This is a genomic window from Helicobacter pylori SA37A (assembly GCF_000476015.1).
Lineage (GTDB): Bacteria > Campylobacterota > Campylobacteria > Campylobacterales > Helicobacteraceae > Helicobacter > Helicobacter pylori_DB.
The window spans coordinates 117,660-143,440 of sequence record NZ_CBOO010000003.1 but is presented as its reverse complement, the minus strand read 5'-3'; the positions used below and the strand labels follow the sequence as shown (position 1 = coordinate 143,440).

The 25,781-nt window shown below is 38.7% G+C and carries 19 protein-coding genes and 1 pseudogene; 8 read left to right on the top strand and 12 right to left on the bottom strand.

Features of this window, described 5'->3' with window-relative positions; all coding sequences use genetic code 11:
* Nucleotides 1-14 precede the first annotated feature (14 nt).
* Complete coding sequence (hofB, locus tag QT76_RS02710) at nt 15-1,454, bottom strand: outer membrane beta-barrel protein HofB (RefSeq protein ID WP_033616486.1); 1,440 nt, start codon at nt 1,452-1,454, stop codon at nt 15-17.
* A gap of 280 nt (nt 1,455-1,734) precedes the next feature.
* Nucleotides 1,735-2,658 carry an aspartate carbamoyltransferase gene (gene pyrB / locus QT76_RS02705; RefSeq protein WP_033616485.1) on the bottom strand — a complete coding sequence of 308 codons (924 nt, stop codon included), beginning with the start codon at nt 2,656-2,658 and terminating at the stop codon, nt 1,735-1,737.
* 66 nt (nt 2,659-2,724) lie between these two features.
* Here pyrB and QT76_RS02700 point away from each other — a divergent pair, with 66 nt between their 5' ends.
* From QT76_RS02700 to QT76_RS02665, 8 genes are all read left to right on the top strand, one after another.
* Nucleotides 2,725-3,240, top strand: a complete 516-nt coding sequence (locus tag QT76_RS02700; protein WP_033616483.1) for a hypothetical protein — start codon at nt 2,725-2,727, stop codon at nt 3,238-3,240.
* Nucleotides 3,240-3,947, top strand: coding sequence for a 23S rRNA (cytidine-2'-O)-methyltransferase TlyA (tlyA, locus tag QT76_RS02695; protein WP_033616482.1), 708 nt, complete (start codon nt 3,240-3,242; stop codon nt 3,945-3,947). The genes QT76_RS02700 and tlyA overlap by 1 nt, the downstream gene beginning before the upstream one ends.
* On the top strand, nt 3,913-4,755 hold the full coding sequence (locus QT76_RS02690; protein ID WP_033616481.1) for a bifunctional riboflavin kinase/FAD synthetase: 843 nt from the start codon (nt 3,913-3,915) through the stop codon (nt 4,753-4,755). The genes tlyA and QT76_RS02690 overlap by 35 nt, the downstream gene beginning before the upstream one ends.
* Nucleotides 4,756-4,801: 46 nt before the next feature.
* Nucleotides 4,802-6,727, top strand: a complete 1,926-nt coding sequence (tkt, locus tag QT76_RS02685; RefSeq protein ID WP_033616480.1) for a transketolase — start codon at nt 4,802-4,804, stop codon at nt 6,725-6,727.
* Complete coding sequence (addB, locus tag QT76_RS02680) at nt 6,724-9,060, top strand: ATP-dependent deoxyribonuclease AddB (protein WP_033616479.1); 2,337 nt, start codon at nt 6,724-6,726, stop codon at nt 9,058-9,060. The genes tkt and addB overlap by 4 nt, the downstream gene beginning before the upstream one ends.
* Nucleotides 9,057-11,636, top strand: a complete 2,580-nt coding sequence (locus QT76_RS02675) for a DNA translocase FtsK (protein WP_033616478.1) — start codon at nt 9,057-9,059, stop codon at nt 11,634-11,636. Before addB ends, QT76_RS02675 begins: the two co-directional genes overlap by 4 nt.
* 387 nt (nt 11,637-12,023) lie before the next feature.
* A complete protein-coding gene (locus QT76_RS02670; protein WP_033616477.1) occupies nt 12,024-13,304 on the top strand; it encodes an MFS transporter in 1,281 nt (426 codons plus the stop codon).
* 55 nt (nt 13,305-13,359) lie between these two features.
* A complete protein-coding gene (locus QT76_RS02665) occupies nt 13,360-14,169 on the top strand; it encodes a flagellar hook-basal body protein (protein WP_033616476.1) in 810 nt (269 codons plus the stop codon).
* 473 nt (nt 14,170-14,642) lie between these two features.
* Here the strand turns inward: QT76_RS02665 and QT76_RS08350 are convergent, their stop codons facing one another.
* From QT76_RS08350 to QT76_RS02625, 10 genes and pseudogenes are all read right to left on the bottom strand, one after another.
* Nucleotides 14,643-15,647, bottom strand: a complete 1,005-nt coding sequence (locus QT76_RS08350) for a hypothetical protein (RefSeq protein WP_195741864.1) — start codon at nt 15,645-15,647, stop codon at nt 14,643-14,645.
* Nucleotides 15,648-15,709: 62 nt separating this feature from the next.
* Nucleotides 15,710-15,979 (bottom strand): hypothetical protein, encoded by a 270-nt coding sequence (locus QT76_RS08345; protein WP_195741860.1) that lies wholly within the window; start codon nt 15,977-15,979, stop codon nt 15,710-15,712.
* A gap of 610 nt (nt 15,980-16,589) precedes the next feature.
* Nucleotides 16,590-16,716: pseudogene (locus QT76_RS08710) on the bottom strand (ATP-binding protein); the annotation flags it as partial.
* 358 nt (nt 16,717-17,074) lie between these two features.
* Nucleotides 17,075-17,830, bottom strand: coding sequence for a protein NO VEIN domain-containing protein (locus tag QT76_RS02655; protein ID WP_033616475.1), 756 nt, complete (start codon nt 17,828-17,830; stop codon nt 17,075-17,077).
* Between the two features lie 14 nt (nt 17,831-17,844).
* On the bottom strand, nt 17,845-19,635 hold the full coding sequence (gene lepA, locus QT76_RS02650) for a translation elongation factor 4 (protein WP_033616534.1): 1,791 nt from the start codon (nt 19,633-19,635) through the stop codon (nt 17,845-17,847).
* 20 nt (nt 19,636-19,655) lie between these two features.
* The gene (gene dxs / locus QT76_RS02645) at nt 19,656-21,506 is read right to left on the bottom strand and encodes a 1-deoxy-D-xylulose-5-phosphate synthase (protein ID WP_033616474.1); all 1,851 of its coding nucleotides are present in this window, start codon (nt 21,504-21,506) and stop codon (nt 19,656-19,658) included.
* Nucleotides 21,507-21,508: 2 nt separating this feature from the next.
* Nucleotides 21,509-22,285, bottom strand: a complete 777-nt coding sequence (gene fliH / locus QT76_RS02640) for a flagellar assembly protein FliH (protein ID WP_001917911.1) — start codon at nt 22,283-22,285, stop codon at nt 21,509-21,511.
* Nucleotides 22,272-23,303 carry a flagellar motor switch protein FliG gene (fliG, locus tag QT76_RS02635; protein ID WP_000201859.1) on the bottom strand — a complete coding sequence of 344 codons (1,032 nt, stop codon included), beginning with the start codon at nt 23,301-23,303 and terminating at the stop codon, nt 22,272-22,274. Before fliG ends, fliH begins: the two co-directional genes overlap by 14 nt.
* Before the next feature lie 17 nt (nt 23,304-23,320).
* Nucleotides 23,321-25,024 (bottom strand): flagellar basal-body MS-ring/collar protein FliF, encoded by a 1,704-nt coding sequence (fliF, locus tag QT76_RS02630; protein WP_033616473.1) that lies wholly within the window; start codon nt 25,022-25,024, stop codon nt 23,321-23,323.
* A gap of 43 nt (nt 25,025-25,067) precedes the next feature.
* Entirely contained in the window at nt 25,068-25,730 is a 663-nt protein-coding gene (locus QT76_RS02625) for a phosphatase PAP2 family protein (RefSeq protein WP_033616472.1), read from the bottom strand.
* Nucleotides 25,731-25,781 lie beyond the last annotated feature (51 nt).

Genomic DNA, 25,781 nt, shown 5'->3' with positions numbered 1-25,781 from the left:
CTTAAAGCGATTGGTTAGAATTTAGCGCTAAGGGTTGTCATCAAATGGCTTCTGTCTGAATAAAGCGCTTTAGAGCCGGGCGTGGGTCTGTAACTCCCTACCGTAAAGCCTGAATGCGTCATCACGCCCAAATATTCTAATTTCACGCTCGCTGTCAAACTCTTACTGATCTTATAGCCCACATTAACAGCCGCGCTCGCTTCATTGGCTAAAGTGCCGCTAGTCCAACGCCATAAAGTCCCCCACAGCCACTTTTTATGCACGCCCCCACCAAAAACCCAACCAGAGACGGCATCAGCGGTTACCACATGGCTTAAGGCTTGCCCTATATCATAAACGCTATTGGTCCAAAAATCAATGCCTAAAGGGTTTCCTGTCGTACCGATGTAAGCGTTTGCGTTTTTCCACACTTTATAAAACGCTCCCCCAAAATTAAATTCATTGTAATCAAATCGTTGCCTAATGAGCAAGCTTTGCCCGGCAGTGCCAGCTTTCACAGCGTAACGATAAGTATCTCTTCTTAAGGGGGCATGGACAGGGAGCAAAATATAAGCTTTTGTTTCGGATCTAAAGCCCACGCCATCAAAATTAGGGTTACTATCATAGCCTACAACCACCCCAGGGCTATAATAAGTCCCGGGCGAAAATTGGAAAAAAGGGCTAACGCTAATTCCTTTCCTTTCATAAGTGTAATTCACTAAATGGATACCATAATTCAAAGTGCGCCCGTTTTTAATCACGGTTCTTGGAGAGTAAAAATCATAAATCCACTCCCCATAAGCGAACGCCCTACCCCATGAGCTAAACCACCATAATTTGTGGCTTGCTTCATTTTTATCCTTAACTTTAGCGCTGATTTCAAAACCTTGCGTATAGCCGCTCATATAAGGAGCATTAGATTGATAACGCCCTCCTTTAGCCGTAAAAATATCCTTATAGCGGTATTCTAAAAAAGCGTTATTCATCAAGTAATTACGGCGGATTTTATTAGCCCTAGCGTTCCCGCACGCTATAGAATCAATCACCTTGCCATCAGAACCAAGCGCGCACTCATGGATACTCGTGCCATCAAGCAAGGCTCTTTTACCCCCTAAATAGCCATCCCAATAACCGATGTAGTTATAAATAACCGATCCGCCTTGATTGAATTTCGTGCTATCATAAGCGACCCCACCGATTGTTCCGCCGACTTTTCCCTCTAAAACATGCCCTTGATCTTTAAAGTCTTTGGATAAAAAATCCGCATAAATATTGCCCTGACCTACAGCGGTTACAAAAGTCTCTGTAGGATAAATCCCCCTAGCTATATCAATCTTTTTTTTATTAAAGCCAACTTTAGAAAAGGACTCCGCCAAAACTTCAATTTTATAATCAAACGCTTGCAAAGAAGCGCTTAAACTTAAAACATATAACCCACAAAAAACTTGATTCTTTAAAGGCGTGCTATTTTTCATTTTTTTCCTTTTAATAGCCAATACATCTTAAAGACTACAATTCTTAACTGATCTAAAAACAAAGAAGCATAATCAAGCTATTTATTTACTTTTAATTAACCCAACTATTTTAGATTATAACGAAATTTTTTTAATTTCATCATAAAATGAGATAAAGTAAATCAAAATTTAATCAAAGTGGGATTTTTGCACTGTTTTACAACCAAACCCATTTTTTTAGTTATGAAAGTTCTCATATTGATTGTAAAAAATGCCAAAAAGCATTTTTTAAGTTTGATAATCAATCTAATAGCAAAAATTCCAACACCGCCATGCGCATTGCCACGCCATTTTTGACTTGCTCTAAAACTTTGGATCGCTCATCTTCTAACACCGCGCTTTCTATATCAATATCCCTATGCACCGGGCCTGGGTGTAAAATAATGATCTCTTTATTTTTAGCGTGAGCCTCTAGGCGTTGTTGGGTGATGCAATAAGCGTTGCCATAATCTTTCAAGCTCGCAAAAATGGGCGCGTTGTGGCGTTCGGTTTGGGTCCTCAAACTCATTAAGATGTCAGCAAATTCTATCGCTTCTTCAATGTTATGAGTCGTTTTTAAAGGAGTGCTAGGGAGCATGGAGCTTGGAGCGCACAGCATGATCTCAAGCCCTAGCCTTTGGAGCAATTTAATGTTACTATTAGCCACTCTGGAATTTTTCACATCGCCTATGAAAGCGATTTTCTTCCCTTTTAGATTTTCTAAACCGCCAAAATGCTGATAAAGGGTGAGCAAGTCTAATAACGCTTGGGTAGGATGAGCGCTTGTGCCGCTTCCTGCGTTAATCAAGGGGCATTGTGAAAATTCAGCCAATTTAAAAGGCGCGCTTGAAAAAGCATGCCGTGTGATGATAGCGTCAGGCTGCATGGCATGGATATTTTTAAAAGTGTCTGTTAGAGTTTCACCCTTTGAAGCGGAGCTTGTTTGCATGTTTAATTTCACTATTTTTGCCCCCAACCTTAGGCTTGCGATTTCAAAACTAGACACCGTTCTGGTGGAATTTTCAAAAAACAAAGCCACGATGATTTTATTGCGCATTTTTTCTTTCGTTTCTAAAGATACGGCGTTAAAATCGTTCGCATAAACGCTCGCTTTGTTCAATAAAAGCTTGATTTCATCTAGGCTTAAATCGCTGGTTTGGAGCAAGTGTCGGCATTTTTTTGGCATAAAACCCCCTTTTAGTTATAATATAGGTTTTATTTTAGCTAAAAATGGCATGGGTTTTAGCAAGGAATGGGCTTGAAAAATCTCTCAACACTTCTGGTGTTTTTATTCTTTTGTTTGGGGTGTGTGAGCAACTTCAATGAAGACACCTACACGCTAGACTTAGTGTTAGAAAAAAAAATCCAAGCCAGCAGGAAAGGCGAAATCACCCAAAATAATGTGCCTATCATCACGGCTATCGCTACGCATTTAAACGATGTGGATAGCGGCACTTACTATGATCATGAGTATTTTTTAGTGGAGATTTTCACGCAAAATAACGACTGGATAGATGATGGCTATATTTCTTATGAACTTTTTGGCACAAAACCTACAGGCTCAGAGCCTTTATGGGTGCGAGAAATCACAAAAGATGAATTTGATGGCATTTTAGAAACCACGAACAGGTGGAGCCGAGCTTTTTTGCTCGCTTTTAACAAATTGGATTATTTAGCGGTGCAAGAAGCCAAACTAGAGCTTGATGTCTATAGTTTAGGCAAGATTGTTTTTAATTTCGCTTATCAAGTCCCCTTACCTCAATTTTAATGCGCCTAGATTACGCTTTATTTAACCAGCATTTAGCAAATAGCAGAGAAAAAGCTAAAGCGTTGGTTTTAAAAAATCAGGTTTTAGTCAATAAGGTAGTCATCTCTAAACCCTCTTTTATCGTTAAAGAGAGTGATCAAATTGAACTCATCGCTGTAAATCCATTCGTTAGCAGGGCTGGGGAAAAATTAGGGGCTTTTTTAGAAACCCATTTCGTGGATTTTAAGGGAAAGGTGGTTTTAGATGTGGGAGCGAGCAAAGGGGGCTTTAGTCAAGTGGCTCTTTTAAAAGGGGCTAAAAAGGTGCTTTGCGTGGATGTGGGGAAAATGCAATTAGATGAGGGCTTGAAACAAGACAAACGCATAGAATGTTACGAAGAATGCGATATTAGAGGGTTTAAAACGCCAGAAACAATTGATTTAGCGCTTTGTGATGTGAGCTTTATTTCCTTATATTGTATTTTGGAAGCGATTTTGCCTTTAAGCGATGAATTTTTGGCGCTTTTCAAACCGCAATTTGAAGTGGGTAGAAAAATAAAACGCAATAAAAAGGGGGTGGTAATGGATAAAGAAGCCATTTTAAACGCTTTAGAAAACTTTAAAAACCATTTAAAAACAAAGGATTTTCAAATCTTAAAGATCCAAGAAAGCTTAGTGAAAGGGAAAAACGGGAATGTTGAATTTTTTATCCATTTCAAGCGAGCATGAGATTAAAAGCTTAGCTATCGGTAAATTTGATGGCTTGCATCTAGGGCATCAAGCCCTTTTTAAGGAATTAAAAGACCCCAAAGCCCTTTTAATCATAGAAAAAAAACATTACACTAAAGGCTATTTAACCCCCCTAAAATACCGCGCTAAACTCGTGGGCATGCCTTTATTTTTTGTGTATTTAGAAGAGATTTCACAATTAAACGCCCTAGAATTTTTAGAGCTTTTAAAAAAGAAATTCCCCCATTTAGAACGCCTAGTGGTGGGCTATGATTTCAGGTTTGGGCATGGAAGACAAAATGACGCTTTATTTTTAAAAGAGCGTTTTGAAAAAACCATTATTGTGCCTGAAGTGAAAATCCAAAACATCAGCGTGCATTCTAAGATGATCAAACTAGCCCTAAGTCATGGCGACTTACTTTTAGCTAACAAGCTCTTAGGCAGGCCTTATGAAGTGTGCGGGGAAGTCATTAGCGATCAAGGCTTAGGGCATAAAGAATTAGTTCCTACTTTAAATATCAAAACTAAAGATTTTATCCTCCCTAGTTTTGGGGTGTATGCGAGTTTAGTGAAAGTAAAAGATCCAATTTATCAAAAAAGCGTGAGTTTTATAGGCAATCGCTTAAGCACGGATCAACATTTCGCCATAGAATGCCATGTTCTTGATACGATCATAGAAAACCCGCCCAAAGAAATCGCTTTGCGTTGGGTTCAAAAAATACGAGACAACATGCGTTTTTCTTCGTTAAAAGAGCTTAAAAATCAGATCCAACAAGACATCTTAATGGCCAAAGAGATTTTGAGATAATTTGTGTTAAAATGGCTTTCAAAAACCTTAAAAATGGAAAAATTTGATGCGATTGAGTAACGCTGACTTAGAACGACTAAAAAGCATGGCGAATGCGCTTCGCTTTTTGTGCGCAGACATGATAGATAAGGCTAATAGTGGGCATCCGGGCGTGTGCTTAGGGCTAGCTGATGTGATGGTGGTTTTAAGCTTGCACCTTAATCTAAACCCCACCAACCCTAAATGGCTCAATAGGGACAGGTTGGTTTTTAGCGGAGGGCATGCGAGCGCGTTAGCGTATAGTTTGTTGCATTTGTGGGGCTTTGATTTGAGTTTAGAAGATTTAAAGCGTTTCAGGCAATTACATTCTAAAACCCCAGGACATCCCGAATTGCACTACACCGAAGGCATTGAGATCACCACAGGCCCTTTAGGGCAAGGTTTTGCTAACGCTGTGGGCTTTAGCATGGCGAGCCAATACGCTCAAAACCTTTTAGATAAACAAGCCATTTCTCATAAAGTCTATTGCTTGTGTGGGGATGGGGATTTGCAAGAAGGCATTAGTTATGAGAGCGCTTCTTTAGCCGGGCACCTTCGCCTTGATAACCTCATTGTGATTTATGACAGCAACCAAATCAGCATTGAAGGCGCTATTAATATTAGTTTTAGCGAACAGGTTAAAATGCGCTTTTTAGCGCAAAATTGGGAAGTGCTAGAATGCGATGGGCATGACTATCAAGCGATTAATGATGCTTTAGAAGAAGCCAAAAAATCCCATAAACCTACGCTTTTAATCGCTCATACGATTATTGGTAAGGGGGCTATTGGCTTAGAGGGGAGTGAAAAAACGCATGGCTCGCCTTTAAATAAAGAAGTGTTAAAACAATCCAAAGAAAACGCTCAAATCAATCCTAATGAAAGCTTTATCATTGGCCCAAAAAACAAAATGCATTTTGAAGAAGTGAAAGTTAGGGGCGTTAGCTTAGAAGCCTTATGGGAAAAATCCTTAAGCCCTAAAATAAAAGAAAAAATCCATGCGTTAAAGAATTTTGATTTTAACACCATCCATTACCCCACCTTTAAAAAAGGCGAATCTCTAGCCACGAGAGTGAGTAACGGCATGATTTTAAACGCTATCGCTAAAGAATGCGAGGGCTTTTTGGGGGGGAGTGCGGATCTAGCCCCATCTAATAACACGCATTTGAAACACTCTGGTGATTTCCCTTTAGGGCAGAACTTGCATTTTGGGATCAGAGAGCATGCCATGGGGGCTATCACTAACGCTTTAGCGGCGTATGGCTTGTTGGTGCCTTTTTGCGCGACCTTTTTTGTGTTTAGCGATTATTTAATGCCCAGCATGCGTTTGAGCGCTTTAATGAAATTAAAAGCCCTTTTTATCTTTACGCATGACAGCATTGGCGTGGGCGAAGACGGAGCGACGCACCAGCCCATAGAGCAATTGAGCCATTTACGCGCTTTGCCTAATTTTTATGCTTTCAGACCTAGCGATGCTTTTGAAAATACGGCTTGCATGCAAGTAGCGTTAAGTTTGAACGCTCCTAGCGCTCTTATTTTATCGCGCCAGAATTTACCCGTGCTAGATGAGGTTTCTAAAGAGCAGGTTTTAAAAGGTGCGTATGTTAAATATGATGCTAAAGATCCCATTATCACGCTCGTTGCGAGCGGGAGCGAAGTGTCTTTGGCTTTAGAGAGCGCTAAAATTTTAGAGCGAGAGAATATCCCCACTCAAGTGGTGAGCGCGCCTTGTTTTGATCTATTGATAGAGCAAGATGAAAGCTATCTTAAAGAACTCTTTAAGGGTAAGGTTTTAGTGATTGAAGCGAGCCGCGCGATAGAGTGGTATCGTTTTGCGGATAAAATCATTGGCATGGATTCTTTTGGGAGCTCAGCAAAGGGCGATAAACTCTTTGAAAAATTTGGCTTTAGCGTTGAAAATGTTACCATTCAAGCTAAAAGGTTACTCAACGCATGAACTTAGAAAAACTTTTTTTAGAAAAAACCCCCCTATTTGTTTTTAGCTCCACCAGGCGTTTAAAGCATTTCTATTTAGAGCAAGGCGAAGGGTTTTTGCCTAGTGCAATGAGCATGGGGAATTTTTTTGAACAGGCTTTTTACATCCCTAATAAAAAGAAAATCCCTAACAGTGCACGCCAAATTTTAATGATAGACACCATTAAAGCTATCGCTAAAGAAAAAAAATCCATTCTTGAAGGGCTTTTGCTTTTTGAAAACAGCTTTTTGGGGTATTTGGAAAGCACTTCTTTTTTGTTTGATTTGTTTGATGAGTTAAGTTCTGCTTGTATCAAACTCAATGAACTTTCTTCTAAAGACATTTACTTGGATTATGAAAAGCATTTAGAAGTCTTAGAAATGATTTATGATCGCTACATTAAAAATCTAGAAGAATTAGGCTTTTATGACAAAATCATGCAAGAAAAACCCACCATTTTAAAAGAATTTTTTGAGCATTTTTCCTCCATTGAATGGTATTTAGACGGCTTTATGAGCGTTTTTGAAAGGCAATGCCTATTAGAAGTGACCGAGTTAGTGCCTATCACTTTACACCTATCTTGCGATAAATACAACCAAAAATTTTTGGAATTTTTGAATCTCAAATTAGAAACAGATTGCGATTATTCCATTGATTTTAAAACCCAAAAGATTCTCTCCCAGACACCCAAGTGCCAAAAAATAGAACCAAAGCTTTATGCCAACTCCAGTTATTTAAAACAAAGCGCTTTAGTTTTACAAACCATAGAAGAATATTTGCAAAAAGATAACGACCCTAATAAAATGGCGATCATCACGCCTAATGCGGATTTTTTACCTTTTTTAAAACTTTTAGACAAAAACAACAATTTGAATTTTGCGATGGGATTAGGGGCTAAAAACAGCCCTTATTATACAGAGCTTGTAAAAATCTTAGAAGATTTACAAACAAGCGATTTTAATTTAAGCGGGTCTGCGTTATTGGATTTAGAAAATATTACGCTCCCGCTTTTAGAACAACAAAGCTCTAAAGAAAAAGCGCCCTTAAAAGAAGCACATTCTCAAATCATGCACCAGTATCATCTTTTAAAAAACACGCTTAAAAACTACAGCCTTAAAGATTTATTGCATTTGTATTTGCAAGAATTTGAAGCCAACTTCCGCTTAGACGATTCTAGTGGGGGCAAAATACGAGTCATGGACACTTTAGAGACAAGGGGCATGCAATTTGATAAAATCGTTATTGTGGATTTTAATGAAACCTGCGTGCCAAGCCTTAAAGATTGCGATTTGTTTTTAAACTCTGCTTTAAGAAAATCGCTCAACCTCCCCACTTTATTAGATAAGAAAAATTTGCAAAAACACTATTATTACCAGCTCTTTAAAAACTCTAAAGAAATAACACTTTCTTATATAGAGAGCGAAACTTCAAAAGCCTCTAACATGCTTTTAGAATTAGATTTGCATATAGAGCCTATCAAAGACGCTTACACGCTTTTTGCACCAAGTCCTTTAAAAGACTACCAAGAAGAAGAAATCAAAGCCGCTATCCCTAAAGATTTTAGCTTTAGCGCTAGCTCATTAAACGCTTTTTTAACTTGCAAACGCCGTTTTTACTACCACTACATGAAACGCTTCAAAGAAAGCCCTAAAGATGAAAATAATAGCGCTGTGGGCAGTTTGCTCCATGAACTTTTAAAAGAAGCTTATGAAAAAGACAAAAACCCCTATGCATTAGAAGAGAGGCTCATTTGGCTCTTAGAAACAAGAGAAAACATTACCCCTAAAGAGCGTTTAGACACTCTTGTAGCGCTCAAAAAAATCCAGGCTTTTTATCTTAAAGAAAAAGAACGCTTTAAGGCAAAAATCAAAATCCTTGATCTTGAAAAAAGCTTTGAAACGATTATTCAAGGCGTTATTTTTAAAGGGCGTATAGACAGGATTGACAAAACGGCTGACAATGAAATTACTTTATTGGATTACAAATTCAAAAACGATTTGAAATTAGACAACATGAGTAAAACACAAAGAGGAGGCTTAAGCCCCATAGAAATCGCTCAAATCAGCACCGATTATCAAATGGCTATCTATGCGTTTGCCCTTAAAAATCTGGGTTACAAAGATCCTATAAAAGCCTTTTTTTATGATTTGAGAAAGGGCGAATTAGTGGAAGAAGATGAGCTTATTTTACAGGCTAAAATGGATCATTTGGAATTTTCTCTTATCCCCAAACTCAAGCAAGAAATTGATTTTGAAAAAACTTTAGAGGTTAAAGATTGTGAGTATTGTTCTTTTAAAGACATGTGCAACCGATGAAATCTAAAAAACTTTATTTAGCTTTAATCATAGGGGTTTTATTAGCGTTTTTAACCCTATCTTCATGGCTGGGTAATAGCGGTTTAGTGGGGCGTTTTGGGGTGTGGTTTGCCGCAATCAATAAAAAATATTTTGGGTATCTTTCATTCATTAATTTACCCTATTTAGCGTGGGTTTTATTCCTTTTATACAAGACTAAAAACCCTTTTACAGAAATCGTTTTAGAAAAAACTTTAGGGCATCTATTAGGCATTTTATCTTTGCTCTTTTTACAATCTAGCCTATTAAATCAAGGGGAAATCGGCAACAGCGTGCGTTTGTTTTTACGCCCTTTTATAGGGGACTTTGGGCTTTATGCGCTGATAACGCTTATGGTAGTTATTTCTTATTTGATTTTATTCAAATTGCCCCCTAAAAGCGTTTTTTATCCTTATATGAACAAAACGCAAAACCTTTTAAAAGAGATTTACAAACAATGCTTACAGGCTTTTAGCCCTAATTTTAGCCTGAAAAAAGAGGGTTTTGAAAACACCTCATCAGATTCTCAAAAAAAAGAAACCAAAAACCCTAAAGAAAAAGAAAATCTCAAAGAAAACCCTATTAATGAAAACCACAAAACCCCTAACGAAGAACCGTTTTTAGCGATCCCTACCCCCTATAACACGACTTTAAACGATTCAGAGCCGCAAGAAGGCTTGGTTCAAATTTCCTCCCACCCCCCTACCCATTACACTATTTACCCCAAAAGAAACCGATTTGATGATTTTTTTAACCCCACTAACCCCCCTTTAAAAGAACCTAAGCAAGAAACTAAAGAAAGAGAACCCACGCCCACAAAAGAAACGCCCACCACGCTAAAACCTATCATGCCTATATCCGCACCCAACCTAGAAAATGACAACAAAACACAAAACCACAAAACCCCAAACCACCCAAAAAAAGAAGATGATTTACAAGAAAGCCCACAGGAAAACCCACAAAAAGAAAATCAAAAAGAAAATATAGAAGAAAATATAGAAGAAAAAGAAAATCTCAAAGAAGAAGAAAAAGAAACGCAAAACGCTCCAAACTTTAGCCCACTAACCCCCACTAGCGCTAAAAAACCCGTTATGGTTAAAGAATTGAGCGAAAATAAAGAAATATTAGACGGGTTGGATTATGGCGAAGTGCAAAAACCCAAAGATTATGAGCTTCCCACAACGCAATTATTGAATGCAGTTTGCTTGAAAGACACTTCTTTAGACGAAAACGAGATTGACCAAAAAATCCAGGATTTATTGAGCAAGCTGCGCACCTTTAAAATTGATGGCGATATTATCCGCACTTATTCAGGCCCTATTGTAACTACTTTTGAATTCCGCCCAGCCCCTAGCGTTAAGGTGAGCCGCATTTTAGGCTTGAGCGATGATTTAGCGATGACTTTATGCGCTGAATCCATCCGCATTCAAGCCCCTATTAAGGGTAAAGATGTCGTCGGTATTGAAATCCCTAACAGCCAAAGCCAGATTATTTACTTGAGAGAAATTCTAGAGAGCGAATTGTTTCAAAAATCCAGCTCGCCTCTAACCCTAGCTTTAGGCAAAGACATTGTGGGTAACCCTTTCATCACGGATTTAAAAAAGCTCCCCCACTTGCTCATCGCCGGCACGACAGGGAGCGGTAAGAGCGTGGGGGTGAATGCGATGATTTTATCCTTACTTTATAAAAACCCCCCTGATCAACTCAAATTAGTGATGATCGATCCCAAGATGGTGGAATTTAGCATTTATGCGGACATCCCTCATTTGCTCACGCCCATTATCACTGACCCTAAAAAAGCTATCGGGGCTTTACAAAGCGTGGCTAAAGAAATGGAGCGCCGATACTCTTTAATGAGCGAATACAAGGTTAAAACCATTGATTCTTATAATGAGCAAGCCCAAAGTAACGGCGTTGAAGCGTTCCCTTATTTGATTGTGGTGATTGATGAATTAGCGGATTTGATGATGACAGGGGGCAAAGAAGCGGAGTTTCCTATCGCTAGAATCGCTCAAATGGGGCGAGCGAGTGGCTTGCACCTCATTGTGGCGACCCAACGCCCGAGCGTGGATGTCGTAACCGGCTTGATTAAAACCAACTTGCCTTCAAGGGTGAGTTTTAGGGTAGGCACTAAGATTGATTCTAAAGTGATTTTAGACACCGATGGGGCGCAAAGCTTGCTAGGAAGGGGCGATATGCTCTTTACCCCCCCAGGAACAAACGGGTTAGTGCGCTTGCATGCCCCCTTTGCCACTGAAGATGAAATCAAAAAAATCGTGGATTTTATTAAAGCCCAAAAAGAGGTGGAATACGATAAAGATTTCTTGCTAGAAGAATCGCGCATGCCTTTAGACACCCCTAACTATCAAGGCGATGACATCCTAGAAAGGGCTAAAGCGGTGATTTTAGAAAAAAAGATCACTTCTACGAGTTTTTTACAACGCCAATTAAAAATCGGCTACAACCAAGCCGCCACCATTACTGACGAATTAGAAGCTCAAGGCTTTCTATCCCCAAGAAACGCCAAAGGCAACAGAGAGATTTTGCAAAACTTTTAGGTTTTGTTTTCAATGAATATTGGCAATAAAAACATTATTTTTAATTTTTAAATTTTTTTAAACTTTATTTAATAGTTTTATTTTAAAACTCATTTTCTTAAGGGGATAGGGGCTATTTTGAAATCATTCTCCCCTAAAAACCCCAACTAAATCCCCTAAAAGACCGCTTTAAAAAGTTACCGCCCGCTTTTCGCAAGCCCTTTATTATTGGATTGTAAAAAATGCCTTTGCGTATTTTTTAGATTTTATCACCAACGCTTCATTAAAAACAAAAACTTTTCTCAATAACACAAACACCATAATCCTTTAACCTATTAATCAAATATTATCTGTGGTTTCCCTAACTCCTAGTAAAATTACCTAAAAATTTCATGTTCAAGGATAGCCATGAACCCCCAGATTCAACCCGCCACCAAAAAACCCTTAAAATCCCTTTTAGCCGCTAGTTCAGGTAATTTAGTGGAATGGTATGATTTTTACGCTTATGCGTTCCTTGCCCCTTATTTCGCTAAGGAATTTACCCACACCAATGACCCTACTCTAGCGCTCATCTCAGCTTTTTTGGTTTTCATGCTAGGGTTTTTCATGCGCCCTTTGGGGAGTTTGTTTTTTGGTAAATTAGGGGATAAAAAGGGGCGTAAAACTTCCATGGTGTATTCCATTATCCTTATGGCGCTAGGCTCTTTCATGCTCGCATTGCTCCCCACTAAAGAAATCGTAGGGGAATGGGCGTTCTTGTTTTTATTATTAGCCAGGCTTTTACAGGGCTTTAGCGTGGGAGGGGAATATGGCGTGGTCGCCACTTACCTCTCTGAATTAGGCAAGAATGGCAAAAAAGGTTTTTATGGCTCTTTTCAATATGTAACTTTAGTTGGAGGGCAACTCTTAGCTATTTTTTCGCTCTTTATCGTTGAAAACATTTACACGCATGAGCAAATCAGCGCGTTTGCTTGGCGTTATTTATTCGCTTTAGGGGGTATATTGGCCTTACTCTCGCTCTTTTTAAGAAATATCATGGAAGAAACTATGGATAGCAAAACAACTTCCAAAAACACTATTAAAGAAGAAAGGGGCAGTTTAAAGGAATTGCTCAACCATAAAAAAGCCTTAATGATAGTCTTTGGGCTAACTATGGGAGGGAGTTTGTGTTTTTATACTTTTACGGTGTATTTAAAAATCTTTTTAACCAACAGCTCATCATTCAGCCCCAAAGAAAGCAGTTTCATCATGCTTTTAGCGCTCTCTTATTTCATCTTCTTACAGCCCTTATGCGGGATGCTTGCGGATAAAATCAAACGCACCCAAATGCTGATGGTTTTTGCTATCGCAGGGCTTATTGTAACGCCTGTTGTCTTTTATGGTATCAAGCATGCCACTGGCGTGTATGAAGCCCTATTTTATGAAATACTCGCATTAAGCAGCATGAGTTTTTACACTTGCATTGCTGGGGTCATTAAAGCGGAATTGTTCCCTGAACATGTGCGAGCGCTTGGCGTGGGTCTGGCCTATGCGATTGCGAATGCGCTTTTTGGAGGGAGCGCGAGTTATGTAGCGTTGCAATTCAAACAACATGGTTTTGAAGCGGGGTTTGTGGGCTATGTCATGTTTAGTATTGTTATCTTTATGATTATGGTTATCATATTCCCTAAAAAAACCTATTTGGAGTAAATCTTAGTTTTTATTTGATTTTTGCTATAATTTTTTCTTTTAAAAGGATTATTGCATGCAAAATGGGTATTATGCGGCCACAGGAGCAATGGCGACACAATTTAACCGCTTGGATTTAACCTCTAACAATTTAGCCAACCTAAACACCAATGGCTTTAAAAGAGACGATGCGATTACAGGCGATTTTTTAAGGCTTTACCAAGAATACCGAGAGCAACTGCCCTTAGAAGATCAAACCAAAGCGAGCGCGAAGTATCTCAACCGCAATCTCAATCGTGTGCCTATCCTATCAGAAATCTATACCGATAGGAGTCTTGGCGCGTTTGAAGGGACGAATAACCCCCTAGATTTTGCCCTAACAAGCCCTAACCTCTATTTTGCGATACAAACTAATGAGGGCGTCGCTTATACCAGAGACGGGCATTTTAGCGTTGATAAAGACGGCTTTTTAGTTACTCTTAATGGCTTTAAGGTGCTTTCACGCTCTGGATTGAACGAAAAGGGAGGGATCATGCTCATGCCTGACGCTGAAATTGAAGTGGATCAAAATGGCGAAATCACTTTTAGGGATAATGAAGCCCAAATTCAAGCGGGCGCGTTAGCTTTAGTGAGTTTTAGCGAACCAAAAAACCTTAAAAAAATAGGGCAAAACCTTTACACCTATCAGGGCGAAGGCGTCCATCAAGTCTCTGACTCTGGCGCGTTAAAACAATACATGCTAGAAAAAAGCAATGTCAATGCGGTGCGTGAGATGAGCGCTTTAATTGAAATCAACCGCTTTTTGGACATGTATTCTAAAGTGCTAAAAACCCATCAAGATGACATGAACGCTGAAGCGATCAACAAACTCGCCACAAAAGCTTAAATTTTTGGCGATTTTAAAATCCATAGGAGGGTTTTTGCGATACCCTAACTCCCTAATAACGCTTTTTTAAAAGCCTTGTTAATCTTTTTTATATAGGATTAGTTTTAAAAGAGTTTAAAGAATTAAATGCCTTTTCTTTTGTAATCGCTTGCAAAGTAGACGGTAACGCAAGCTTCTCTTTATAGCCGCTAACTATTCAACAATGATTCAATTTTAATTATTTCGTTTGTTGTTTAAAAACGCTCTTTATTGTGGTATTCTGTAAGCAAACGCCCCCATTTTTCTTGTTATGGTTCTTGTGTTTTAAACTCGTTTGTGATAGGATCTAGTCCCATTAAGGTTTGAGACGCTATAGTTGGTGCCGTCTCTGTAATGGTTAGAGAGTGCCCCATTGGTCTCTAATTCCCTTAATGTTTTTATCGCCCCGTTAAAATCAAGCTTTTTTATTATCCACTTGATTATCAGCGTTCATTTTAAGATAGAGCCATTCCAAAAGCTTGTAAAAATTTTCTTTCTGCTTCCACTAAACTAGGGTTTAAGAGCAAGTCATTTTTTAAAGCGCTTGTATAGGCGGTGTGTGAGCGAAAACTTTTGTTTTTCAAGTCCAATTTGATTTTATCCTTTTGACTGAAACAATCTTCAATGTTTTTGAAATTTTTAAAACTATCATCGCAATCATTGAGTTTTAGAATGTTGAGCTTATTACCTAATTCCTTATTCAACTCTTCGCATGCCTTACCCCTTGTATCCCCATCCACTAATAGCGTGGTGTTTGGCTCTTCTTGAACTAAAGCTTCTAAAATTTGTTTCATTTGCGGCTTTTTTGATTCTTTTAAATCATCATTCCCTAGTCCGTTAATGGGTAAAAACACGATGTTTAAAAACGCCATGTCTAAGGGGGTCTTTTTTTCTTGTTCATAGAGCAATTTAAACGCGCTCAAATAATTGTAATCGCTAATGCCTTCTACAAACAAAAGGCGATCGTTTTCATTAAGAGTCTTATGGTTCGCACATATTAATTTTTTTATAACCTTTGAAGGAGTGCTATCATTTAGATCTCTAGATGTAAATTGATTGACACTCACACTACGCAAATCCTTATTTACTTTCAAAAATTTTAGTTCATCTAAATAATCTAGATTTGCAAAATAGAGATTGTGCGTGCTTATCACAAAAGTAATCCCTTTGTCTTGCCCTAATTTTTTTAAAAAATTGTGGCACTCTATGCATGTAGGTGCAGAAAGCTTAGAAAATCCTTCATTTATAATAACAATAGAATTAGGTTTTAAATGAGAACTACATAAGAGATTGAAAAACAAATCAAAATACCACCTAAACCCTTCGCTTTGATGGTCTAACACTAAAACTTCTTCTTTTTCTTCCTTGCTTCTCTTAAAAAGTGAGAGTGAGATCTCTTGACTGTCTAATTTAAAATCAAATTCATAATAAAAATCTTCATTTTTATTTTGAAAATACATTTGATTGAAATGTTTAGAAACCTTTTCATTGATAAGCTTTTCATATTTTCTTTCTGCTTGGTTTAAATAACCTCTCTGTTTTTTTCTGTATAAGCGTTATAAGCTTCCTTTATTTCTTTAAAAGCATTTTGATCGATCGCATTAAACAAGAGTTCAAAAAACTCGCTTTGAGTCAAATCATCTGGCGTTGTCATCAAATCTTCAGCTTCAAAACTCTTTGTGGGTTTGTAATAAAAGACTTGACCTAGTTTAGAATGCAAGAAATGTTTTACATCCGCATACTTTTCTAATGGGTAATCTTTTAAAACACTTTCCATATTCTCATAATCCACATGCGAACCTAAAGTAGGATTTTTTAAAATAGGTTCTTCTAAACTATTATGGGGAAATTGGGATAGTTTATATGGTTCCAATTATTACGATTGTATCGGTCGACACATCCTTTTACAAGTTCTCTGAATTGCTCTAAATAAGACTGCATGTATTCTAGCGTTGTCTCTTTATTAACAATATTGTCAATTATTTCTCCTATTTTTGTAATATCTAATCTTAGATAACCATTCCATTTATTAGTGATTTGTTCTAATTCTTGCTTTAATTTTGTCTTGCAATCAGACAAATCTTTTTGAAATTGCTTTTTTACTTTTATTACAACTTTTTCATTGCTTAAAAGCTGATCAATTTCGTTAAAAAGCTTTAACAAACTGTCTTCATTATTTGTGCGATTAAGCTTGTTGATAAAGTCTGTTTTAGTATTGGCTTCTAACCCACCTAAACTATTGAGTAATGCAAAACAAACGCTTTTAAGTTGCTTGGTTGTTGGGGTTAGAGAATACAAGACTTCATCATTCTTAATCTCTATATTTGCCTTAAACACATTGTTTTGATATTTGCCACTTTTTTCTTCTGCACACAACCCTAACTGCGTGATCGCATCTTTAAACCCTAAATAATTAGGGGTGCAGTTTTTCTTAAATTCATTTACATGCTCGCTAAAACACCCTAAAGCTTTCAATAAATTGCTTTTACCGGTATTATTCTCACCTAGAATAATAACCAAACCGCCCAACTTATCGCCATTAAACGAATTGTTAAGATACAGCCTTTCGTCTTTTTCTTGCTCGTTTTGAACACCAATATTTTTATAATTCTTAACCTCTAAGTAGCGCGTGGTTACCTTTAAAGGCTCTGTAACCCCATCGTTACTATTATTGGGGGGGGGGGTAATTTGTGCCTTGTTTGTATTCTCTTCTTTTTTGTTGTTATGATGATTGCTCATGTGGATTTTTCCTTTCTTGGCTCGTTTTTAAGATAATTCAAGCGGATTTTTTTCATCCGTCTCTCAAGCTTGGTTAAAACTCTTCATTATATCTAAATTTCCAACCACTGCTATTAATTAGATTAAATGAACCCCACCTTTAATATAGTTATTTTATTTGCCCTATTAAGTGGTATTCTAAAATGCTTTTTTGCTTCCTCTCGCATGCCTTAAATTCTAAATGCTTTAAGGGGTTAGCGATAGATAAAAGATAGGGTTTTTCACTCAAATTCAGCACAACTACAAGCACATAATCATTTTTATAGGCTTGTGCCTGCCTGTATTCTTTTTGGGTCAATCTCAATGCCCCTTGTTTTTCTCTAATCCCCTTAACTTCCACTAAAAACGCCTGCTTGTTGGTTTGAATGTAGAAGTCATACCCATCGCCAAAAAGACGCATGTCTTTTAAACTCCCACAAGAAAACACTTCTATATTTTTATAGTGGTTTAAAAAATACAATTCGGCTTCTAAACCCGTTTCTTGCATGCTTTTATAGCGGGTTTTAAGGTAAGCGTTAGGGGTAATGTCTAGTTGAATGCCATATTGTTCTTGCAAAAACCATTTCACAATATGGCTAAAACCCTTAACGCTTTCATTTCCAAACAAGCTATCAATCCATAATTTTCTATGGATATAGGCATCGCCTTTTTGCCACCAACCTTTGCGTTTGTTAGGAAAAAAATAATCAAATAAATCCATGCGATTTTTGATAACGCCAGTCGTGTTAGCTAAGCCGATTTGAACGCAATATTCAAAAAAAGTATTTTTAGTAGAAAAGCCAAATTCTTTAATAAAGTCATTATCAAATTTTGCCAAAGCATAGCCTATGAGATTTAAAATTTCATAATTTCTATGTTTTGTCATAGAAGCTAAACGCCCTAATCAATCTTTAATATCGCTAAAAACGCTTCTTGGGGAAGCTCCACCTTACCGATAGCTTTCATGCGTTTCTTGCCCTCTTTTTGCTTTTCTAAGAGTTTTCTTTTTCGTGTAATATCGCCCCCATAGCACTTAGCCGTTACATTCTTACCGACAGATTTGATCGTCTCTCTGGCAATGATTTTATTCCCCACGCTCGCTTGGATAGCGACTTCAAAAAGCTGTCTTGGGATAAGCTCTTTCATCGTTTCCACTAAAGCTCGCCCCTTTTCATACGCCTTGTTTTTATCTATAATGATAGAAAGCGCATCCACCACATCGCCTGCCACCCTCACATCCAACTTCACCAAATGAGCCTCTCTGTTTTCTATAGGCTCATAATCAAAGCTCGCATACCCTTTCGTGCAAGATTTGAGCTTGTCATAAAAATCCATCACAATTTCATTGCTCGGCAAGGAATAAGTGAGCATGACACGAGACTGGTTCAAATATTCCATTTTTTCTTGAATGCCTCTTTTATTGTTCAATAACTGCATTAAATTACCCAAAAATTCGCTCGGCGTGATGATCGTCGCCCTAACAAAAGGCTCTTTGATGCAAGCGATATGATTTTCAGGGGGCAATTCGCTAGGGTTTTGGACGTATTTGATGCTATTATCCGTTAAATGCACTTCATACACCACTGTGGGAGCGGTAGCGATTAAGTTAAGGCCAAATTCCCTTTCCAGCCTTTCTTTAATCACTTCCATGTGCAATAACCCTAAAAAGCCCACCCTAAAGCCAAAGCCAAGCGCTACCGAGCTTTCAGGCTCAAAATTTAAAGCGCAATCGTTAAGCTGGAGTTTCAATAACGCCTCTCTTAAATCTTCAAACCGGTCCGTTTCTATAGGGTAAAGCCCCGCAAAAACAAAGGGTTTAGCCGGCATAAAGCCTTCAATGGGTTTAGGGGTAGGGTTTTTAGCGTCTGTGAGCGTATCGCCCACCGCAATATCAGTAACGCTTTTTAGCCCTAAACTCACAATGCCAATCTCACCGCATTCTAAACTTTTAGTAGGGATTTTTTTCAAAGGGTTAGGGTGGTATAGCCCTAAAACGCCATGTCTTTTATCTGTTCCCATCACTAAAATTTCTTGCTCGGTGTTGATGCTCCCATCCATGATACGCACTAGCGCTAACGCCCCTAAATAATTGTCAAACCATGAATCATAAATGAGCGCTTTTAAGGGAGCGTTAGGATCACCGCTAGGGGCAGGAATGGTTGTAATGATTTTTTCTAACAAATCTTTAATGCCAAGCTTAGCTTTAGCGCTCACTTCATTAGCGCCAGAGCAATCAATCCCTATCGTGTCTTCTATATCCTGTTTGACTTCTAAAACATTCGCATTGGGCAAATCAATTTTATTGATCACCGGTAAAATTTCTAAATTGTTATCTAAAGCGATATAAGTGTTGGCGATGGTTTGCGCTTCCACGCCTTGAGTGGCATCCACCACCAATAACGCGCCTTCGCACGAACACAAAGAGCGCGACACTTCATAGCTAAAATCCACATGCCCTGGGGTGTCAATGAGGTTTAAAACATAATCCTCCCCCTTAAAAGTGTAATTCAGGCGCACGCTTTGAGCCTTAATCGTAATGCCCCTTTCTTTTTCAATATCCATCGTGTCCATCACTTGGCTCTTCATTTCTCTGTTGCTGATAGCGTTGCATTCAGAAATCAAACAATCCGCTAAAGTGCTTTTACCATGGTCAATGTGAGCGATAATGGAAAAATTGCGGATATTTTTCATTGGCGTAGGCGTCTTTTCTTTCATCTCTCTTGTCCTAAATCTTTTAAAATAGCGTCAGTCAAACTCTCTGTATCTAAACCTAAGGATTTTTCCACTAAAGCGGTGTTCCCATGCATGATAAATTCATCCATGATTTCAAAGCTTTTAACAGGCTTTAAAATATTTTGTTCGCTCAAAAATTCTAAAATCGCGCTAGCCACCCCCCCAAGCTTGTAATTATCGCTAAAAACATAGAGCTTTTGATAAGGGGCAATAATCGCGCTTAAATTTTGATCTAAAGGTTTAAGGAATCTCAAATCCAAGAGTGCACATTCTATGTTTTTTTCTTTTAAAGCCAGTTGGACTAAATGTGCCCGCCCCACGCCATTACCATAGCCAATGAGTAAAATTTCGCCCTCTTTTTTCAACAATTCGCTTCGCCCCAAAACAAAACCGCTAGGCTCAAAAACCCCCTCTTTTAGTGCAAACGATCCCCTAGGGTAGCGGAACGCGCAAGGGCTTGAATCATGCTCATTAGCAAAATACACGGCGTTTTTTAAAGTCTCATTGTCTCGTGGGGCAAAAATGACCATGTTAGGGATAGAGCGCAAATACGACACGTCTAAAAGCCCTTGGTGCGTCTCGCCATCTTCGCCCACAATCCCAGCCCTATCAATGGCCAATTTAATCGGTAGGCTAGAAATGCAAGCGTCATGCACGATGGAATCATAAGCCCTTTGCAAAAAAGTAGAATAGATGCTCACAAAAGGTTTAAACCCCTCTTTAGCCATAGCGCTGCTAGAAGTTAAGGCGTGTTGTTCAGCGATAGCGACATCAAAAAAGCGCAAAGGGTAAGCGTCAATGAGTTTGTCTAATCCTGTGCCGCTAGGCATCGCTGCGGTTACGCCTACGATTTTTTCATCTTTTTTGGCCAATTCTAAAAGGGTGTTAGAATACGCTTCAGTGGGCGATAGAATCGCACTTTTGGATTTTTTAGACAAGCCGGTATCCAAATCAAAAGGCCCCACCCCATGCCATTTTTCATAGCGCCCTTCAGCGATTTTATAGCCTTTGCCTTTTAAGGTTTGCGCATGGATTAGCACCGGTTCTTTAAGCTCTTTGGCTAATTTCAAGGTTTCAATAATCGCACCTAAATCATGCCCATTAATAGGCCCTATATAGTTAATGCCCAATTCTTCAAAAAACACGCCCGGGGTGATGAGCTTAAAAGATTCTTCAAAACGGCTCGCTAAGTAATTCACGCTTTCAGGTAAGGTGCTTAAGATTTTTTTAACTTTAGAGCGGAAAGACTGGTAAAACGGGCCTTTCATCAGCTGGCTAAGGGCTTTAGACAAAGCTCCAATAGGCGTGCTGATACTCATTTCATTATCGTTCAAAATCATGATCATGGGGTATTTCCTATCGCCCAGTTCGTTTAAGGCTTCATAAAAAATCCCTGCACTAATACTCCCATCGCCTAGTAAAGCTATAGGCATGCCTAATGCTTGTTTCAAACAAAAAGCTTTAGCCACCCCCACGCCTATAGACACCGAAGTGGAGCTATGACCGGCAATGAAATAATCGTATGCGCTCTCGCTGGGTTTAGTAAAGCCGCTCAAACCTTGAAATTGCCTTAAAGTGCTAAAGCTTTCAAAGCGCCCGGTTAAAAGCTTATGGGCGTAAGCTTGGTGCGAAGTGTCAAAAATAAAAGGGTTTTTTTGGCAATCAAATAAGGCATGCATGCCTACAATCAGCTCCACAGCCCCTAAAGAAGAGCTTAAATGCCCCCCATTAGCGCTCACCACTTCTAAAATACGATTCCGCAGCGTCTGACACACCAACTCCAAGCTTGCAATATCATTAGGGTTTAAATCAAAAGTTTTATTTTGCAAAATCACACCTTAAAATTTTCCAACACGCTTTCTTTGAGCGTTTTAAAGCGCTCCATTAAATTCCCATCAAGACTCCCATTAGAGCTAGTGATCATAACGCCTCCTTTAGAAATAGCTTCATTGCTCTCTAATTTGATTTTAGAAGCGTTTTGCAAACGCTCGTTTAAATAAGGGTAATCCAAGGGATTGACTTTTAGATGAATATCCGTTGCGTCTAAAACGTTTTTTAAAAGCTCTTCAGCCAAAGCAAGGGCTACTTTTTGGCTGTTGTCTTCCACTTCTTTAAGGATCACTTCTTTAGCTATATCTATCGCAATCGCGCTCAATTCCTTTTCTAAAGCCATTAAATGATTTTCTGAGCTTTTCATTTTTTCATCTAAAGCGGTGATCGCATGCAAAAGCTGGTTCTTTTCTTCATTCACGCTGTGAGTGAGTTCGTTACGCATTTTTTCTTCGCCCTCTTTAAAGCCGATTTTATAGCCGTCGTTTTTAGCGTTTTCAATCAAAACTTTACTCTCTTCTTGGGCTTTTTCAAATTGCATTTGCAATTTCACTAAATGGCTTGAAAGCTCGTCGGTTTTTTTCAATAAGCAATCTATCAAATCGTTTTCTATCGCTTTTTTTTCCAAAGGCTCTTGTGGGTTAGGCGTTTCTAAAGACGCGCCATTAGGATTAGTTTTAGGGGGTAAATTTGCCATGCTCTTAAATTCGTATTTTTGAATGTCATGCTTATTCAAATGGTCTTTTTGGATCAAGTTTTTGCGGCTATTCAATGACATCTTCCTCTTCACCGGTTTGGATCACGCCTTTTTCTTGCAAGCTCTGCACGATTTCAATGATTTTTCTTTGGGCCACATCCACGTCTTTGATTTTAACCGCCCCTAAATACTGCATTTCTTCTACAAATTGCTCTGCAGCCCTGCTGCTCATGTTGTTTAAGAATTTATCGGTTAAATCTTGGGTAGAAGTTTTTAGTGCCAAAGACAAGTCTTTTTTATCCGCTACTTTTAAAATCTCTCTAATGGCGAAATTGTCTAGTTTGGCTATATCTTCAAAAGTGAACATCATTTCTTTAATTGCGCCGGCGAGTTTGTTATCCACGCTTTCAATGCGAGCGAGCGTGGTTTTAGCGCTCTTTTGTCCCAAGCGGTTAAAGATTTCAGCCACCGCTCTCAAGCCGCCCACTTCAATTTTATAACTGGTGAGCGATTCTAGTTTGTTTTCCAACACCGTGGAAACCCTTTTAACCACTTGGGGCGATATTTCGCCTAAATTCGCCATTCTAATGGAAATCTCCGCTTTCATTTCATCAGGGAAATAGCTCAAAGTTTCAGCCGCATTAGGGGCTTCCATGTGGGCTAAAATCAAGGCAATGGTTTGAGGGTGTTCGTTAATGATGAAATCAGCGAGTTGTTGGGGCTTGATTTTGCCTAAATAAGCGAAGTTTTTTTGCGTTTGCAAGCTTTTAGTGAGTTTGTCCATCACTTTCCTGGCTTCTTCGCTCCCTAAAGTCCTGGTTAAAAGCTCTCTAGCGTATTCTAAACCGCCGGTATTGATGTATTGGTTAGACTGAAAAATTGCAAAAAATTCCTCTAAAACCGCCGCGCCGATTTGCTTGTCCGTGCCGTTTAATTGCACGATTTGCTTAGAAATCTCTGTAATGGAGTCAATGTCTAAATGCCTTAAAATCTCGCCCGTGGTGTCTTCGCCCACTTGAATGAGTAAAATGGCGATTTTTTCACTCATGGAGAGTTCGTCTAATTGAGCCTTTTGTTTGGGGGTAAGCTTGGTTGCCATTTTTAACCTTTTATCTTTTAACCTTTCGCGCTGTCTGAAGAAATTTCATCTTTGATTAAGAGCTTAAAAAGCGTGGCGATTTCATCAGGGCGCTCTTTAAGGGTTCCTCTAATCTTTTCTAAAATAATTTCATATCTTACTTCTTCTTCGCTAAAGCTTGCATTAAGCCCTAATTGATCTTCTACTTTTTTCCTCAAATCGCCGAGTTTGTTCAACTCATCTTCTTCTTCGTCCATTTCTTCAAACATGGATTTCACTTCCTTATCTTCATCAGGCACCACTTCCAGCATGCGTTCGCTGAAAGGCACGATCACTTTTTTATAGAAAATGAATAACACTATAAACACCAAAATATACTTGATTAAAGGCGTGAATGAGCCTAAGATTTTTTGAGTTTTATGCATGATTTTTTCGCTCAAAGTGGCGTTGTCAATCATAGGCGCCATAGGGTTAAACTCAAAATTACTCACCGCCACATCATCGCCTCTATTTTGGTTATAACCAATGGCTTGTTTCACTAGAGCGTTGATTTTTTTAAGCGATTCATCGCTCAAAGGCTCGTATTCTAAAGCGTTTGCCCCGTCTTTGAGCGCGATTTTATACTTGCCATCCACCACAACCGCCGCATTCAAACGCACTAAAGTGCCAAACTCGCCCTTGATCTCGCTAATGGTTTTACCCACTTCATAATTGGTCGTGTTTTGAGACTTTTCGTATTTTTCTGGCTCTTTATTATCCTTCAATCCTTGCACAGGCCCGATATTGCTCACAACCCCAGGCACACCGCCAACTTGTTTTTTAGGAGCACCTTCTTTTTTTTCTTCTAAATTTTGCTCGCTCCTTACGACATTATTGGGATCAAAAGTCTCTTTGGTGCTTTTCTTTTGGCTGAAATCAAACTCCGCATTGACCCTTGCGACCACCTTGTTTTTACCCCCCACAATAGGGGCTAAGATATTGACAATCTTGTTTTCTAAAATGTTTTCAAAATTTTGTTTGTAATGCAATTGCTCTAGGGCTAATTCTTTGGAGTTTTCTAATATATCGCCCTCGCCTATTGATTCGCCGTTTTCATTCACAATTTTCACATTTTCTATCGTGAGTTTAGGCACAGCTGCAGCGATTAAATTTTTAATCCCTAAAATTTGAGTGGGTGAAAGCTTCATGTCAGGCTTAAGCTTGAGCATCACCGAAGCACTAGGAGGCACTTCTTTAGCCACAAACACGCTGTCTTTAGGGATTGCAATATGCACATTGGCTTTCAAAATGGGGTTTAAGCTTTCAATCGTGCGCGACAATTCCCCCTCAATGGCGCGAATGAGTTTGATATTTTGATCAAAATCAGTCGCCCCAAAGTCTTTAGTGTCAAAGATTTCAAAGCCCACTTTACTCGTTTTAGGGATCCCTTGAGAAGCCAAAGTGATCCTTTCTTCATACACTTTATCTCTAGGGATAAGAATGGTGTCGTCTTTTAAGATTTTATAAGGGATTTGGTTTTGCTGGAGGTGCTGTAAGATTAGAGCGTTATCGCTAGAATCCAATCTTTCAAATAAAACCCCATAGCCCCCTTGCGCGTAGTCTTTTTCTTTAAAGGGATAGAGCAATAAAAACACAAGCAAAGCGGTGATCAAAACCCCCGCTGCGATCAAGGCGATTTTTTGCTTTTTATTGAGCTTGATGAAAAAATCAACAATCCGTTGCAATAATATCTTTAAATCCAATATTAAAACCTTGATAAAATTCTCATTCTTTTAAGCCGTTCGCTTAGATCTTTTGGAACACGCTCAAATAAATCCCTATGGAAAAACAAGCCCCTAACGCCCCTAAACAAAGCCCTCCTAAAACGCTGCTAAAAGACACCCCTAAAACAATCAGCGCTAAGCCTATTAAAAGAATCAAACCAAGCAAACTATAAGAAAGAATGTTTTGAAATATTTGATGCGCGATGAAATGGGGTATCAATAAGATAAGCAACCCGTAAAATAGCGTCAAAGAGAGTGCAATAGCGCTAGGGAAATTAACGCTGTGCGAAAGCCATTGAAAAGAATGCAAAAAAAGGTGCTTTAAAGATTTTAAAAGGGCTTCAAATAAGATCACGCTTAGCACAAACCACACCCCAAGCGCTAAATTTCTGCGATACAGGCTTAAAAACACCCCCACTAACAAGCTCAAAGGCAACACGAATTGAGAAGAGCCTAAAAAAACAACGCGTCGGAGCGTTTGATCTAAAATAGGGCTAGAAGAATTTGAACGCATCAAGCTAAAAATCGCATGGTCCATCAAATTAGCGTAATCAAAAAGAACCAAGCCAAAAATAAGGATAAAAAACGCGCTAAAAACGCCTCCTAGAAGAAAAAGGGTTTTCACTTGTAATAAAAAGAATGGTTTGGGTTGTGTGGAAACATTTTTGAAAGAATTTTCAGCCATTGTTTAAAACCCTTTTAGTCAGTTCATTCAAACTTGATATTATACGCCAAC